The sequence below is a fragment of the Streptomyces sp. CA-146814 genome, from assembly GCF_050942385.1.
Taxonomy (GTDB): domain Bacteria; phylum Actinomycetota; class Actinomycetes; order Streptomycetales; family Streptomycetaceae; genus Streptomyces.
Map to the genome: position 1 here is coordinate 7,306,051 of NZ_CP192068.1, position 15,268 is coordinate 7,321,318.

Sequence of the window (15,268 nt, forward strand, 5' to 3'; positions counted from 1 at the left end):
ACGCGGCGGTGACCACGGCGTCGAACGCGGCGGTGGCCAGGGTGACGAACACGGCGGCCGGCCCTGCGCCGAACACCCCGGCCGACACCGCGACCGTCCACATCCCCGCCCCCGACGGCACCCCACTCGCCACCGACCTCTGCCTCCCGGCCACACCGGGCCCCCACCCCGCTGTCGTCATCCGCACCCCCTACAGCCGCACCGCCCACCGCGCCGAGCTGCGCGGCTGGGCGGCCCAAGGATTCGCCGCCCTCGCCCAGGACGTACGCGGCCGGCACGGCTCGCCCGGCCCCTGGCACCCTTACCGGGACCACGAGGAGAGCGACGGCGCCGCGACCATCGCCTGGGTGCGCGAGCAGGCGTGGAGCGGTGGCGGCCCGGTCGTCGCGGTCGGCTCCTCCTACGCCGCCCACTGCGCCCTCGTCACCGCGCTCGGCGCACCCGGCGACGGCCGGCCGGACGCCGTCATCGCCGCCGTCCCCGCGCTCGGCCTCGCCGACACCGCCCGTGAACCCGCAGGGCCCGAACGGCTCCGGGCCCGCGCCGGCTGGTGGGCCGCGCACGGCGACCGCCCCGACTCCGCTCCCGACGCGCTGGCCCACGCCCTCGCCGAGAACCCCCGACTCCTGGAACACCTCCCGCTCACCCGGCTGCCCGACCACCTGGGCCGCCCCTTGCCTTCCTGGCCCGGACTCTGGGACCACCGCGTGCGCGGCGGGATCGTCCGGCGCGGCTCCGCCTCCCGCCTCCCGCTCCTCGCCGTCGGCGGCACCCGCGACCCGTTCGCCGAGGACACCGTGGAGCTGTGGCGCGGCTGGGGCGGACCGGCGCGCCTGCTGCTCGGCCCCTGGGGCCACCGCCTCACCGCGGACCGGACGGAGTTGGCCGCCGACCACCTCAACCTCGGTGCGCTGTACGTACGGTGGTCCCGCGCCGCCCTCGCCGGACGGCTGGAGCAGGATCGGCGCGGAGCCATCACCCTGGGCGGCAGCGGCCGTTGGCACGGCGTACGGCAGGGCGCCACCGGCGAACCCTCGACGCGCACCGCCACCTGGCCCTTCGACGCTCCGGCCGGTCTACGGCTGGTCCACGGCGCCGACTTCACCGCAGACCCGGGCCGCCCGGTGCGCTCCGACGACCTGAGCGTCCCGGCCCCGGCCCCCGGTGTCCCCGCCGACCGCTGCCTCCTCCTCTCGCCGCCCCTGCCCCGCCCGCTCGACCTGGCCGGACCCGCCACCGCCCGCTTCCACGCCACCGCCGACACTCCCGCCGCCGACTGGGCCGTACGCCTCACCGCGCTCGACCCGGCGGGCAGCGCGGACCCGCTCGCGTTCGGCATCGTCCGGCGCGCCGACCCGCCCGGCGAGGCCGTGGAGATCTCCGTGCCGCTCGGCACCCTGGGCCGTCGGCTGCCCGCCGGGACCCGGCTGCGCGCGGAGATCGCCGGACACCACTTCCCCGCCCACGCCCGCAACCCGCACACCGGCGAGAACCCGGTGACCGCCACCCGCCTCGCCCCGTCCCGCAGAGCGGTCAGGGCCCCGGGAAGCGCCCTGCACCTGACCGTCGTCGCCCGGCGTCGTTACGTCGAGCCCGTACCGGAGATATGCCGTTGACCAGCACCTTGCCCATCGAAGCCCTGGTCGATCCCGTCTGCGGGTTGATCCGCGGTGTCGAGCCCGTCGAGCACCCGGCCGGAGCGCCGCCCCGCTACACCGCGATGACCGCCGAGGTCGCCGACGCCCGACGCCTCGGCGCCTGGCCCGCCGACCGGGTCTCGCTCGGCACCACCTTCGGCGACTCCCGAGGCGCCTGGATCGCCGCCGTCGCCGAGGCCGTCGAGCGCTACTGCGGCAACCGCGTCCCGCCGCCCGGCCACCCCGCCGCACCGCGCCGGGCCACGGCCGCCGAGCTGGAGGCGGAAGGCCTGCGACTGTACGGACCCGGGGCGGTGCCCTCGTACGCCTCCTGGCAGCATGGACGCCCCCGCTTCCCGTACACCGAACTCACCACGGAAACACCGGCCTTGTGGACGCGGGCCACCGAGAACGGGCGGCCCTGCTGGGCACCCGTCGCCCTCACGCACCTCAACTGGCGCCAAGGCGAACTGCGTTCACTCCCGCGTACCCACCACCTCAACTACGCGGGTATAGCCACCGGCCAGGGCTTCGACGACGCGGTCGAGCGAGGGCTGCTCGAAGTCGTCGAGCGCGATGCGCTGGAGCTGTGGTGGCACCTGGACGGGCCGACCCGGGGCATCGCCCCGGCGAGCGTGCCCGGCCTCACCGAAGACCTGGCCGGAGCCGAACTGGACGTCCACATCATCGAGATGCCCTCCGAGTTCGCTCCCTGCGTGGCCGCGCTGGTCCACGATCCCCGGCGGGGCATCTACGCCGCCGGGTTCGCCTGCCGGTACGACCCGGCGGAGGCGGCCCGTAAAGCGGTGCTGGAGGCGGTGCACACCTGGGTGTTCACGCAGGGCGCGGTGGAGGCCGACGGATGGGTCCACCGCTCGGTGGAGGCAGGGCTTTTCGCGCGGGGCCTGTACCTGGAGCACCGGGCCGACCGCCGCTATCTCGACGACTGCGGCCCGCAGTTCGCCGCCGTACGCGATCTCGGCGCCCATGTGCAGGTCTGGCTCGACGAACGGATGGCCCCGCTGGCCCGCCGCTTCACCGAACCGTCCGGAGGTGTCGTCCCCGTCACCGAGATCGCGTCCGGCAGCCGTTCCGCCCTGGACGCGGCGCTCGCCGTCGGCGGCCACCGTGTGATCACGGCCGACCTGACCACCGAGGACATCGCCGAAACCCCGCTGCGCGTCGCCCGCGTCCTCGTCTCGGGCCTGATCCCCAACGCCCCGGCCGCCTTCGGCTACTTCGGCTGCCCGCGCTTCACCGAGGCCGCGCTCGACCGAGGCTGGCGCACCCGACCTCCCACCGGACCGGCGGACTTCACCCTCGCGCCGCCGCCGCACATGTGAAGGAGTACGCCCCCATGACCCAGGCTCCTCCAACCTCCTGCGGCCTGCTGTCCCGCGCCTTGGCCGAGGCCAGGTCACCCCGTGTGCCGCGCACAGTTCCGTACGTACCGGAGCGTGCCTTTCCGTGGGGCGGCCCGGCGCTGCCCTTGGCCGGGCCCGGGGGAGCGGTGGACCTGGACCGTGCTCTGCGGCTGTCCCTTGCCGCACCTTCTCCAGCGGGCGGCCGGCTGCGGCCCGCCCCTTCGGCAGGCGCGCTCCATCCCGTACGGGCGCACCTCCTCGTCGGCCCCGGCTGCTCCCTGCCGCCCGGACGGTACGCCTACGACCCGCGCACCCACCGCGCCCACGCGCGGGGCTCGGCTCCCGCCGACGCGCCTCCGGGAGCCGTCGTGGTCCTCACCGTGGCCGCCGCCCGTACCGTCGCGCACTACGGACACCGCGCCTGGCCACTGCTCCTGCTGGACGCGGGCCACGCGGCGGCCGCCCTGGCGCTCGCGGCGGGCCCGGTCGATGTGCGGGTCTCGCTCGACGCGGACGGCGGTGAGCTGGCTGCGGCGGCGGGGCTGCCGCGTGCGGCGGATCGGCAGGGCCGTTGGTCCGGCGCGGAATACGAACTCCCGCTCGTGGCACTGTGGTTGCCTGCGGAGGAGACGCCTTCGCGGCCGCGCGATCCGCTGGCCGCGTGGGCCGACCTGCCCTGCGCCGTCAGCCCGGTCCCGCAGCCGGATGCCGAGACCACTCCGACGGGCGAACAGGCCGCTGCCCAGCACCTGTTGGAGTGTCTGGCCACAGATCCAGGCGCCACCTGGCAGCCCGCCCACCGCCCCGCCCCGGTGACCGATGACACCCTCCGTACGCGAAGAAGCGCGGACCCTTCCGACCTGACCCCTCCACCCGCTCCGGACCTGCTCGCCCGGATCCTGGCCACCGCGCAGGACGCCCGGCCGGACGGCCCCGCCTGGGCTGCGGCGGTCGGCGGCGACACCCCGGGGCTCCGTACGACGGCCGGCCTCCTCGCCTCCGGCGACGCGCGCCCCACCCTCGCCCGCTGGGCGGCGGACCAGCAGTGGATCGGCACAGCCGGCACGGTGCTGATCGCCCACGGCTGTCCCGCCGACGCGCCACCGGCTCTGATCCGCAGCAGCCACCTCGCCGCCGGTTACGCCGCCGGCGTCGCCCAGGCCCACGCCACCGCACTCGGCCTCCGCTCCCGCCCCATCGGCTCCTGGCAGCAGGCCGACCTCGGTGCCGCACTCGGCGACGCCCCGGACCAGGACTGGATCGTGCACGGCCTGGCCCTCGCCGGACCGGACGACCCCACACGCCCCGCCCCACCGCCCCCGCAGGGCAAGGAAGAACGCCCATGATGCTCCACCCCGAACTCCTGCGCGCCGCCCGGACCGCCCGCCGCCCGCTCGGCGGCGCGACCGCGCTGCTCGCCGCGGTCACCCTCACCCACCTCGCCCAGGCCGTCCTGCTCGCCGTCGTCCTCTCCCGGATCGCCCACGGAGACACGGACGGTCTGGCCCCGCTCCTCCTCTCCGTGCTCGTCGTCGTCCTCGTCCGCGCCGCGCTCGGCCGCGCGCAACGCCTGACCGCTGTCACAGCGGGCGCCGCCGTCCGGATCCGGCTCCGCGACACCCTCCTGTCCCGCCTCGGCGAACTCGGGCCACCCGCCACCACCGGCGCCCGGGCCGGTGCCGTACGCGCGACGCTCGTGGACGGCGTCGAGGGCGTGGACGCGTACGTCTCCCGCTACCTGCCCCAGGCGCTCATCACCGCCGCCGTACCTCCTCTGCTGCTCGTCGCCGTCGCGGTCATCGAGCCGTACGCGGCCCTCGCCCTGGGCCTCGCCCTGCTGCTCGCGCTCTTCGGACCGCGCTGGTGGGACCGGCTGCTCTCCCGGCGCGGCAAGGAGCACTGGGACTCCTACGAAGCCCTCGCCGCCGACTACCTGGAGGCTCTCCAGGGCATGGCCACGCTGCGCGCGGCCGGTGCGGTGGGCCGCGTACGGGAGAGGCTGGAGCAGCGGTCGGCGGCGCTCCACCGGGCGACCGTCGCCAAACTGCGGGTCTCACTGGTCGACACCGGCCTCACCGACCTCGCCGTCCAGGGCGGCACCGCGGCCGCCGTCCTCGTGGCGTGCTCCTCGGCGGCCACCGGACGCACCGCCACCACCGGGACGTACCTCCTGCTCATGCTCGCCTCCGAGTGCTTCCGTCCCGTCCGTGACCTCTCCCGCGAATGGCACGCGGGCTACCTCGGCGTCTCCGCCGCCGACGGGATCGCCGCCCTGCGCACCGCCGAACCCGCCGTCGCGGACCGGGGCACGGTGGACGCGCGGTGGGTCACCGCTCCCGAAATCCGTTTCACGGACGTCCGGTTCACCCACCCGTCGAGCGAACGGCCCGCCCTGGAGGGCGTCACCTTCACCGCGCCCGCCGGGCGCACCACGGCGATCGTCGGGCCCTCCGGTGCCGGGAAGTCGACCCTGCTCAGCCTGCTGCTGCGCCAGCGCGACCCGGACAGCGGCCGCGTCACCATCGCCGGTACGGAGACCGCCGCGTACAGCCTCACCTCGCTGCGGCGCGGCATCGCCGTCGTCTCACAGGAGACGTACCTCTTCCACGCCACGATCGCCGAGAACCTGCGCATCGCCCGCGCGGCCGCCACCGACGCACAGCTCCACGCCGCCGCCCGCGCGGCCGGCATCCACCGGGAGATCACCGCTTTCCCGCAGGGGTACGAGACCCTCGTCGGCGAACGCGGCGCCACGCTCTCCGGCGGCCAGCGCCAACGCCTCGCCCTCGCGCGCGCCCTCCTCGCCGACGCGCCGGTCCTGATCCTGGACGAGGCCACCAGCGCGGTGGACGAGCGCGGCGAGGCCCGGATCGTACGGGAGCTGCCGGCGGTGAGCCGGGGCCGTACCTGCCTCGTCGTCGCCCACCGGCTCGACGCCGTACGCCACGCCGACCACATCGTCGTCCTCGACGGCGGCCGGGTCGAGGCGTCCGGCGACCACAGCGGACTGCTGGCGGGCGGCGGCGTCTACGCCTCGTTGATCGCAGCGGGCCGCACCGCCCAGGCGGAGCACACCGCCCAGGCGGAGCACACTCTCCGGGAGGAACACGCCGCATGACCCCGCCCGCCGCTCCCGAGAGCGCCCCCACCCACGACACCGGCGCCCTCCGCTCCCTCCTCCCCGTCCTCGGCGCCCACCGCGCCACCGTCCTGCGCACCTGCCTCGCCGCCCTCGTCGACCAGGCGGCCCTCGTCGCCCTGGTCACCCTCGCCGCGCACACCGTCGGCACGGCGGTCATCGAGCAACGGGCCCCCTCGCCCGCCACCGTGTCCGTCCTCATCGGGCTCGTCCTGCTCCGGGCGCTCGCCACCTGGCGGGAGATGGACCTCTCGCACGACCTCGCCTACCGCGTCCTGGCCGAGCTGCGCGTACGGGTCTTCGACGGGCTCGCCCGCTCCGCACCCGCTCGGATCGCGGGCCGCCGCAGCGGAGACCTCGCCGCGACCGCGCTCGGCGATGTGGAGGCGCTGGAGTTCTTCTACGCGCACGCCATCGCCCAACTCCTCGCCTCCGGCGTCGTCTTCGCGGTGGCCGCCACCCTGCTCGGCCTCCTCGGGCCCTGGCTGCTCCTCGCCGTCGTCCCCGCCGCACTCCTGCTCCTGTGGTCGCCGCTGGTGGAGGCGCGCGGCCGGGCCGAGCGCGGGGCGCGGACCCGGGCCGCGCTCGCCGACCTCTCCGCGGAGAGCGTGGAGACCGTGGACGGCCTCCGCGAGCTGCTGATGGTAGGCGCCCTGGACCGCACACGGGCCCGGCTGCGCTCCGGCGGCCGGCGCCTCGCCCGCGCCCAGCGCGCCGAGCAGTCCTGGGAGACGGGCGCCGGCGCGGCCCGCGATCTGCTCGTCGTCGCCGCCGTCATCGGGGTCGTCGCCGCTGCCGCGCACGCGGCGGGCAGCGCCCGGCTCGACGGTGCCTGGGCCCCGGCGGCCATGGCCCTCGCCCTCGGCGCCCTGGCCCCGGTGGCCGAATCGGCGGCCGCACTGGGCCGGGCGGGCAGCTTGCGCGCCGCCGCCGCCCGGGTCCGCGCGGCGGTGCACGCGCCCGCCGGAGCCCCGGCCCCTGCCGACCCCCTGGCCGTACCGCCCGGGCCACTGGGCCTGCGGCTGCGCGGCGTACGGTTCGGCTACGGCGCCGGGCCCGTCCTGGACGGCCTCGACCTGACCGTACGGCCAGGCGAGACGGTGGCCCTGGTGGGTGCGTCGGGGGCCGGCAAGAGCAGCGTCGCCCACCTCCTGGCCCGGTACTGGGACCCGCGGGAAGGCACGGTGGAGCTGGTGCCGGCGGACGCTGTCCACCCCGTCGGCCTGCGGGACCTCGCCGAGCACGACCTGCGGGCAGCCGTCTGCGTGGTCGGCCAGGAGGCCCCGCTCTTCCACGGCACCCTCGCCGAGAACCTCCGCCTCGCCGCCCCCGACGCCACCGACGAGGAGCTGGCCGCCACCGTCCGTACCTGCGGCCTCGCCCCCGTCGTCGACGCCCTGCCGCACGGCCTGGACACCCCGGTCGGCGAACGCGGCGCCACCCTCTCCGGCGGCCAGCGCGCCCGGGTCGCCCTGGCCCGGGGGCTCCTCGGCCGGCCCCGGATCCTCGTCCTGGACGAGACGACGGCCCACCTCGACCACCGGGGCGACGCGGAGATGGCGCGGGCGCTCGCGGCGGACGCCCGGGCCCGTTCCCGTACGACGCTGATCATCGCCCACCGGCCCGCGACCGTCCGCCGGGCCGACCGCATCGCCGTCCTCGACGCCGGGCGCATCGTGGAGGAGGGCACCTGGGACGAGCTGATCCGGGCGGGCGGCGCGCTGGCCCGGCTGCTCAGCCGGGACGGAACGGACCGGGAGGCAGCGGAGACGGCAGATTCTGCTCCGCCCAGATGATCTTCCCCCGGTCCGTGTACCGGGTGCCCCAGCGCCGGGCGAGCTGTGCGACGAGGAAGAGACCGCGCCCGCCCTCGTCCGTCGTCCGGGCGTGCCGCAGGCGGGGCGTGGTGCTGCTGGCGTCGGAGACCTCGCAGGTCAGCACGGACTGGAGCAGCAGCCGCAGCCGTACGGGACCGGAGGCGTACCGGATCGCGTTGGTCACCAGCTCGCTGACGATCAACTCGGTCGTCATCGCCAGCTCGTCCAGACCCCACGCCTCCAGCTGGCGGGCCACGTCGTTCCGGGTGGCGCCGACGGCCGCCGGGTCCAGCGGCACCTCCCACGAGGCCACCCGGTCCGGGCGCAGCGCGTGGGTGCGGGCGAGGAGGAGGGCGATGTCGTCCGGCTGCGGGACGGGCAGCAGCTCCTTGACCACCGCCGCGCACAGCTCGTCCAGCGGCAGCCCGTCCCGCGAGACCGCCCGGCCGAGCCGGAGCATGCCCTGCTCCCGGTCCTTGTCGGTGCCCTCGATGAGGCCGTCGGTGTAGAGACCGAGCAGGCTTCCTTCGGGCAGCTCGACCTCCAGCGACTCGAAGGGGAGCCCGCCGAGGCCCAGCGGCGGGCCCGAGGGCAGGTCGGGGAAGCTGACCGCGCCCTCCGGGGTGACGACCACCGGCGGCGGGTGCCCGGCCCGCGCCATCGTGCAGCACCGGCTCGCCGGATCGTAGACGGCGTACAGGCAGGTGGCGCCCAGCACCGTCGTCCCGCCCCGCTCGGCCTTGCCGCCCGCCGGCTCCTCCTCGCTCAGCCGCATCACGAGATCGTCCAGCCGGGCCAGCAGCTCGTCGGGCGCGAGGTCCATGTCGGCCAGCGTCTGCACGGCGGTCCGCAGCCGGCCCATGGTCGCCGCCGCACTGATCCCGTGCCCCACCACGTCCCCGATGACCAGCCCGACCCGGGCCCCGGACAGCGGGATCACATCGAACCAGTCGCCGCCGACCCCGTCCTTCGCGTCCGCCGGCAGGTACGAGGACGCCACGTCCAGCGCCGTCCCGCCGCGCAGCGTGTGGGGCAGCAGACTCTCCTGGAGCACCAGCGCCGCCGTGTGCTCCCGGGTGTAGCGGCGGGCGTTGTCCACGCACACCGCGGCCCGCGCCACCAGCTCCCGGGCCGGCGCCACATCGTCCTCGTCGAACGGGACCGGGTTCTGCGACCGCATGAACGTGGTGAGCCCGAGGACGGTGTCCCGCGCCCGCATCGGTACGGAGATCAGCGAGTGCAGCCCGAAGTCACGGATCCGGGCGGCCCGCTCCGGCTGCTCCACGGCCCACCCGTGGCTGTCCGGATCGAGCAGCGGCAGGAGGACCGGGTCACCGTCGAGAAGGAAGTGCACGTCGTGCGGCGGCGGTACGAAGTCGGCGCGCTCCCCGACCCGTACGACCGCCTCCGGACATCCCTCGCGCACCGAACTCATCCCCATCCGGCGCATCGGCGGCATGCCGCCCCGCAACTCCGCACCGATCAGCGGCACGCCCGGCCGCTCCCGGCCCAGCGGGGTCTCCAGCAGGTCCACGAAGACGAAGTCGGCGAACCGGGGCACCGCGAAATCGGCCAGCTCCTGCGCGGTGCGCTGCACGTCCAGGGTCGACCCGATACTGGCCCCCGCCTCGTTCACCAGCGCCAGCAGCCGGCGCGCGTTCCACCGGTCGGTCACGTCCTGCACCATGTAGCCGATGCCGATCCGGTTCTCCCGGGCGTCCGCCAGCGGGAAGAACGAGCTCGAATAGGCCCGCCTGCGGTTCGGGTCGGACCAGCTCCAGCCCAGGTACTCGTAGTCGGTGACCGGTACACCGGTCGCCAGGACCTGCCGCATCAGCCGCTCGATGGGCGCGGCGAGCAGCCCGGGCAGCACATCCGCCGGCCGGCGTCCCAGGCGCTGTTCCCGGGGGACCCCGCCGAACCGCTCCAGGGTGTCGTTGAGCCAGATGTAGCGCAGCTCCGGATCCATCACCGCCATGCCGACCGGTGACCGGGTCAGGAAGCCTTCCAGCACCGACCCCTCCACCGTCCACCGCGGGGTGCGCTCCCGTCCGGAGAGCAGGAAGCTCTCGCGCCCGGCGACCACGAACGAGGCGGAGACGCGTACGTCGACGTCGATCTGCCGCTCGTTCCTGTCCCGCAGCGCGATCAGCCCGCTCCACCCGGATCCGCCGCGGCTGCGGGCGGCGATCGCGGCCGCTCGGCGGGGATCCGGGGCGCCGGCCAGCAGCAGGGCGGCGGAACGGCCGACGATGTCGGCGGCCGTGTACCCGAGCAGCGCCTGAGCCCCACGGGTCCAGCCGATGACCGTGCCGTCCCCGGCGACCACCGCCACCGCGTCGTCGCTCAGCCGCACGGGGCCCCGCGGATCCGCGGAAGGCAGCGGGCCGGACCCCGCCGGGGGGTCCTCGTCGGCGGATGCCATGCACCTCACCACCATCTCTAGGTCTCCATGGTCGCGCGTCACCCCCGACTACGCAGCGGCCCGCCTCCCGGCCGGGTGCCACCGCACGTGCTTTCGCCCGTTCGGCGGCGTGACGCGGCAGGCGGTGTCCCCGTTGGGGGAGTGACAAGCGGTTGCTTGCCCACCTGCCCCCGCGCTGGACCCGTGTGGGTGGACGGCTCCGGCTCCCCGAGGGAGGGCCGGAGCCGTTTCCATACCCCCGGTCAGTAGCGGAAGCAGATCCTGCGTTCCTTGATCCACTGGCCCAGCCAGTCCCCGAACGGCACGGTGACGCACCACCTGCGGTCGGCCGGCGGCTCGGGAGCGGCGGGCGTGGGCTGCACCGACGGGGTGGGGGAGGGCTGCACGGCCGGCGGAACGGTCGGCGTCGGAGTCGGGGACGGCGGCGGCGTCGGCGTGGGGCTCGGGGCCGTGGTGGGAGGCGCGCTCGGGGCGGGCTTCACCGGGGCGGCCATCTCGGCGAGCTTCGTCCGGAACACCTGCGAGGAGCGGGGATTGCTCTTGCACTGCCACACACCGTGCGGGCAGTAGTCCGTGATCGTCTGGTACAGCGGCTGGTGCCGGTCGATCCAGTCGAGCATCCGCCGCATGTACTCCGGATTGTCGCCGTTGCGGAAGAGCCCCCACTCCGGGAACGAGATCGGCTTTCCGCGCTCCGCCGCGAAGTCGACATGCTTCTGGAGCCCGTACGGATCGTTGATCTGGTCGTCGAACGACTCACCCGGCGGCTGGTCGTAGGAGTCCATGCCGATGATGTCGACGACGTCGTCACCCGGGTAGCACTCGGTCCAGGGCACCGCGTCCAGCCCACGGCTGGGCGTGAAGTCGAAACGGAACTCCTGGCCCGGCACCGCCCGCATCGCCGTCACGATCCGCTGCCAGTACGCCTTCCAGGAGGCGGGGTCGGGGCCGCAGCGATGGGTGTACGTGGTGCCGTTCATCTCCCAGCCGAGCACGATCACCGTGTCCGGCACGCCGAGCGAGACCAGGCGCTCCGCGAGCCTGGTGAAGTGCTGGTCGTAGTCGCCCGCCGCCCCCGACCGCAGCAGCCGGCGTACCTGGGCGTCGGGGACGCGCTCCTCGTTCCGTTCCAGCATGGGCACGTTGAGGACGAACATCCGGTCCTCGTCCGCCTTGCGCCAGTCGGCCCAGGCGTCCAGGAAGTCGGGCGTGCCCTCGATGTTCACCCACAGGTCGCCCGGCAGGTAGGTGTGGCCCACCCGCAGCTCCGCGCCGCCGAGCCAGCGCGACAGGTCCGCCATCCTGCGTACGCCGTCGGGACCGTAGTCCAGATACGCGCCGTGCGCGGTGGTGCTGCCGCCCCTGCTGCCTTGCGGTCCGGGGGCGGCGCTGTCCATGGAATCGGTGCCCGGCGACAGCTGGCCCGCGATGCCGCCGCCTGCCAGGAGACTGAGGACAGCCGCGGCGATGCACGTGGTGATGAGTCGGCGCTTGGCCGGCATGACTCCTCCTGGCTGCAATGAATTCCGGCCGATTCGGCCCGTTGGGGAGAGAGTTTCATCATCCTGCACCGCACGCGATCAGGGCGGTCCATTTAATCGTATTCGGCGTTGCGAACGGGCCGTTCAGGTGACGTCGGGTTCGAGGGTGAACGGCAGGGAACCGACGCGGTTGTCGAAATTCGAATCGACCAGCCGCGGATCGCCCGTCTGCCGGATGACGGTCCGTCGGGTGAGCAGTTCCCGGAACAGGGCCGTCATTTCGAGCCGGGCCAGGTGGGCGCCGAGGCAGTGGTGCGGGCCGCCACCGCCGTAACCCAGGTGCGGATTCGGCGACCGGGTGATGTCGAAGAGATCCGGACGGGTGAAAACCGATTCATCGCGGTTGGCGGACGCGTAGAGCAGTGCGACTTTCTCGCCGGGGACAAAGGTCCGGCCGCCCAGCTCGAATTCCGATACGACGGTCCTGCGGAACTGGATGATCGGCGTCGAATGGCGGACGATTTCCTCGACGGCACCGCCGATGTACCGGTCGAAGTCCGACCGCAGCAGCTCCCGCTGCTCCGGATGCCGGTCCAGCAGGGACAGTCCGTGCGCGATCGCGTTACGCGTGGTCTCCACCCCCGCCACCAGCAGCAGCGAGAAGAAGGCGCCGAGATCCCGCGAGGAGAGCGCCTCGCCGTCGATGTCCGCGCGTACCAGGGCCGAGACGAGGTCGTCCTGCGGGTGGCGGCGGCGCTCGTGCGCGAGGCGCGCCATGACGAGCTGCATCATCGCCAGCGAGGCGAGTCCCCGGCCGGGGATCCGCAGCCTGGCCCGCCCCCAGCGCTCGACGCCGACGTGCTCGGAGGCGTGGTCGATCTGGGCCGCGATCCGCGGCCGGTGCTCCGCCGGGATGCCCATCAGGTCGCAGATGACCTCCAGCGGCAGCCGCGACGCCGCCGACGGCATGAAGTCGCCCGGCCGCTCGGCGATCATCTCGTCCACCAGCCGCCCGGCCAGCCAGCCGATGTTCTCCTCGGTGGCGGCCAGCAGCCGTGGCGTGAACCGCCGGGAGATGATCCGGCGCAGCGCCGCGTGCTCGGGCCCGTCCATGTTGACCATCGAGTTCCCGAACAGCGCCTTCGCCCAGCCGGCCGGCTCCGGCGTGGTGACCCCCGGCGCGCTCGCGAAGACCTTCGGCGTGCGGCTCGCGGTCAGCACGTCAGCGTGGCGCACCAGCGCGTAGAACGGTTTGCCGGAGGTACGGGCGGTGCCCGGCCGGGGCGTGAAGAGCACGGGGGCCTCCAGCTCCCGCAGCCGGGCGAAGGCGCCGAGCCTCTCCGGGCGCGGCAACTGCCAGAAAGCCGGATCGGCGAGGTCGAAGCCCGCCGCACGGTCACCGGACACCTGATTCGGAACGGTCATGTCCCTCCACCTCCACGAGTTCGCCCGGCCATCGTCCGGCCCGGTGCGCGCGGCGCCCCGCGCGACGCGGGCCCCCGGCGCGGATGGCCGCGCACGGTCACGCGTTTGACGGAACGCGGGCGACGCCGCGCCCAGGAGAACCGATTCGGCGCCGCCTCGTTGCCACCATCGCGAGCAACATCCCCCGGGACGAGTCGACGAGAGAGGCAGTCACCCATGACCCGAACCACGGATCCGGGCGGCGCACCGCGTGGAGGACGCGGTACGACGCGCCGGATCGTCCTGCGTACCGCCTTCACCGCGGCCGTGGCCACCGGCACCGCCGCGGTCCTCCTGCCGCTGTACGAGGACGGACCGGGCGCCGCGCCCGCCCCCGCCAAGGGGGCCGGCGGTGCGGAGGAGTTCGCCGAGATGTACCGGGGCCGGGAGATCAGCGGCTCGGTGACCGTCCTGGTCCCGGCCGGTGAGGCGGGCGGGACCGGCCAGGGGGAGCCGGTCACCGAGATCCGTATCGACGGCCGCCCGCTGCACGTCATGCGGCGCGCGGACGGCACCTATCTGAGCGATGTCACGCACTACGAGTCGTTCCCCACGCTCCGCGAGACGGCCCGCGCCGCCGTGGACGAGCTCGGCACCGCCCGCCTCGCGCTCCGCGCCCCGCACCACAGGTGAGCGTCGCGCCCCACGTGACCGCCGTACCGCACAGCAAGCAGGAGGACCGGAACCGGTGTACACCCGCAAGAACCAGCGCGACCTCACGCGCACCGAGAAGCGGCGCCTCGTCGACGCGATCCTGAAGCTCAAGCGCTCGGGCCGCTACGACGACTTCGTCGTCATGCACCGCGAGTACTACGTCATGGACACCGAGAGCCGGCCGCGCCCGGCCCATATGACCTCCTCGTTCTTCCCCTGGCACCGCCGCTATCTGCTGGAGTTCGAGCGGGCCCTCCAAGCCGTCGACGCCGGCGTGAGCGTCCCGTACTGGGACTGGACGAAGGACCGCTCGCCCACCTCCTCGCTCTGGGCGGAGGACTTCCTCGGCGGCAACGGCCGGCCCGGCGACCGGCGCGTCACCACCGGCCCGTTCGCCTACGCCACGGGGAACTGGAGTGTCGGCCGCGGGGTCACCGACCAGAACTGGCTCACCCGCAACTTCGGCAGGCCCGGCAACAACCCGGTCTCCCTCCCCACCGCCGACGACGTGGCCCGGGCGCTCAAGGACCCGGTCTACGACACCGCGCCGTGGAACAGCATCAGCACCGAGGGGTTCCGCAACCGCATCGAGGGCTGGGGCATCCACCGGGTGCGCACGGTCGGCAACCACAACCGGGTCCACCAGTGGGTCGGCGGCCCGATGGCCGGGGCAGCCTCTCCGGAGGACCCGGTCTTCTGGCTCCACCACTCGTTCATCGACCTGCTCTGGGACCGCTGGCGCAACGCCCACCCCAAGTCCGCCTATCTGCCGGGCCGCAAACCCGCCTCACCCGGCCGGGACCGCGCCTACGTCTTCGGCCTCGACGACCCGATGCCGCCGTGGAACGTCACCCCGAAGGCCCTTCTCGACCACAGCAAGGTCTACCGCTACGCCTGAGCGCGCACAGCGAAACGGCCGGCCCCTCCGGGAAGGAGGGAGCCGGCCGTTTCCGTGGAGCGGGGTGATCAGCGGCCGTAGCCGTAGTCGCCCTTGTCGTCGTGGCCACCGTCGGCGTTGACGCAGGTGTTGCCGAAGGCCGGGTTGAGCAGCCCGATCACGTTGACGGTGTTGCCGCAGACGTTGACCGGCACGTGGACCGGGACCTGGACGAGGTTGCCCGAGAGGACACCGGGGGACCCGATGGCCGCACCCTGCGCACCGGCGTCGGCGGAGGCCATGCCGGCGCCGCCGGCGATGAGGGCACCGGTGCCCGCCATGACAGCGGCGACCTTCGTAATACGCGACATCAGAACTCCTTGTAAGGAAGGGGGGTTGCTGCGGAGCAC

The 15,268-nt window shown here is 74.4% G+C and carries 11 protein-coding genes; 7 read left to right on the plus strand and 4 right to left on the minus strand.

Going from position 1 to position 15,268, the window contains the following annotated elements; all coding sequences use genetic code 11:
- The first annotated feature begins 41 nt into the window (after positions 1-41).
- The 5 genes from ACQP09_RS32290 to ACQP09_RS32310 are packed head-to-tail and all read left to right on the plus strand — an operon-like array spanning position 42 to position 7,936.
- Positions 42-1,616 (plus strand): CocE/NonD family hydrolase, encoded by a 1,575-nt coding sequence (locus tag ACQP09_RS32290; RefSeq protein WP_433406836.1) that lies wholly within the window; start codon positions 42-44, stop codon positions 1,614-1,616.
- Positions 1,613-2,980, plus strand: a complete 1,368-nt coding sequence (locus tag ACQP09_RS32295) for a YcaO-like family protein (protein ID WP_433406114.1) — start codon at positions 1,613-1,615, stop codon at positions 2,978-2,980. The genes ACQP09_RS32290 and ACQP09_RS32295 overlap by 4 nt, the downstream gene beginning before the upstream one ends.
- Positions 2,981-2,994: 14 nt before the next feature.
- Positions 2,995-4,347, plus strand: a complete 1,353-nt coding sequence (locus ACQP09_RS32300; RefSeq protein ID WP_433406116.1) for a nitroreductase family protein — start codon at positions 2,995-2,997, stop codon at positions 4,345-4,347.
- Entirely contained in the window at positions 4,344-6,119 is a 1,776-nt protein-coding gene (locus ACQP09_RS32305) for an ABC transporter ATP-binding protein/permease (protein WP_433406118.1), read from the plus strand. Before ACQP09_RS32300 ends, ACQP09_RS32305 begins: the two co-directional genes overlap by 4 nt.
- Complete coding sequence (locus ACQP09_RS32310) at positions 6,116-7,936, plus strand: ABC transporter ATP-binding protein (RefSeq protein WP_433406121.1); 1,821 nt, start codon at positions 6,116-6,118, stop codon at positions 7,934-7,936. Before ACQP09_RS32305 ends, ACQP09_RS32310 begins: the two co-directional genes overlap by 4 nt.
- On the opposite strand, the gene ACQP09_RS32315 is transcribed toward ACQP09_RS32310, so the two are convergent.
- From ACQP09_RS32315 to ACQP09_RS32325, 3 genes are all read right to left on the minus strand, one after another.
- Entirely contained in the window at positions 7,875-10,382 is a 2,508-nt protein-coding gene (locus ACQP09_RS32315; RefSeq protein ID WP_433406123.1) for a SpoIIE family protein phosphatase, read from the minus strand. The two genes, ACQP09_RS32310 and ACQP09_RS32315, sit on opposite strands and share 62 nt — an antisense overlap.
- A 242-nt stretch (positions 10,383-10,624) precedes the next feature.
- Positions 10,625-11,884 (minus strand): glycoside hydrolase family 26 protein, encoded by a 1,260-nt coding sequence (locus ACQP09_RS32320; protein ID WP_433406125.1) that lies wholly within the window; start codon positions 11,882-11,884, stop codon positions 10,625-10,627.
- 123 nt (positions 11,885-12,007) lie between these two features.
- A complete protein-coding gene (locus tag ACQP09_RS32325; protein ID WP_433406128.1) occupies positions 12,008-13,288 on the minus strand; it encodes a cytochrome P450 in 1,281 nt (426 codons plus the stop codon).
- 216 nt (positions 13,289-13,504) lie between these two features.
- On the opposite strand from ACQP09_RS32325, the gene ACQP09_RS32330 reads away from it, so the two are divergent.
- Together ACQP09_RS32330 and ACQP09_RS32335 are read left to right on the plus strand one after the other, a co-directional pair.
- Positions 13,505-13,960, plus strand: a complete 456-nt coding sequence (locus ACQP09_RS32330; RefSeq protein WP_433406130.1) for a tyrosinase family oxidase copper chaperone — start codon at positions 13,505-13,507, stop codon at positions 13,958-13,960.
- Between the two features lie 55 nt (positions 13,961-14,015).
- Positions 14,016-14,879 (plus strand): tyrosinase family protein, encoded by an 864-nt coding sequence (locus tag ACQP09_RS32335; RefSeq protein ID WP_433406132.1) that lies wholly within the window; start codon positions 14,016-14,018, stop codon positions 14,877-14,879.
- A 68-nt stretch (positions 14,880-14,947) separates the two neighbouring features.
- Here the strand turns inward: ACQP09_RS32335 and ACQP09_RS32340 are convergent, their stop codons facing one another.
- Positions 14,948-15,229 carry a chaplin gene (locus tag ACQP09_RS32340; RefSeq protein WP_359527671.1) on the minus strand — a complete coding sequence of 94 codons (282 nt, stop codon included), beginning with the start codon at positions 15,227-15,229 and terminating at the stop codon, positions 14,948-14,950.
- Between the last annotated feature and the right edge of the window lie 39 nt (positions 15,230-15,268).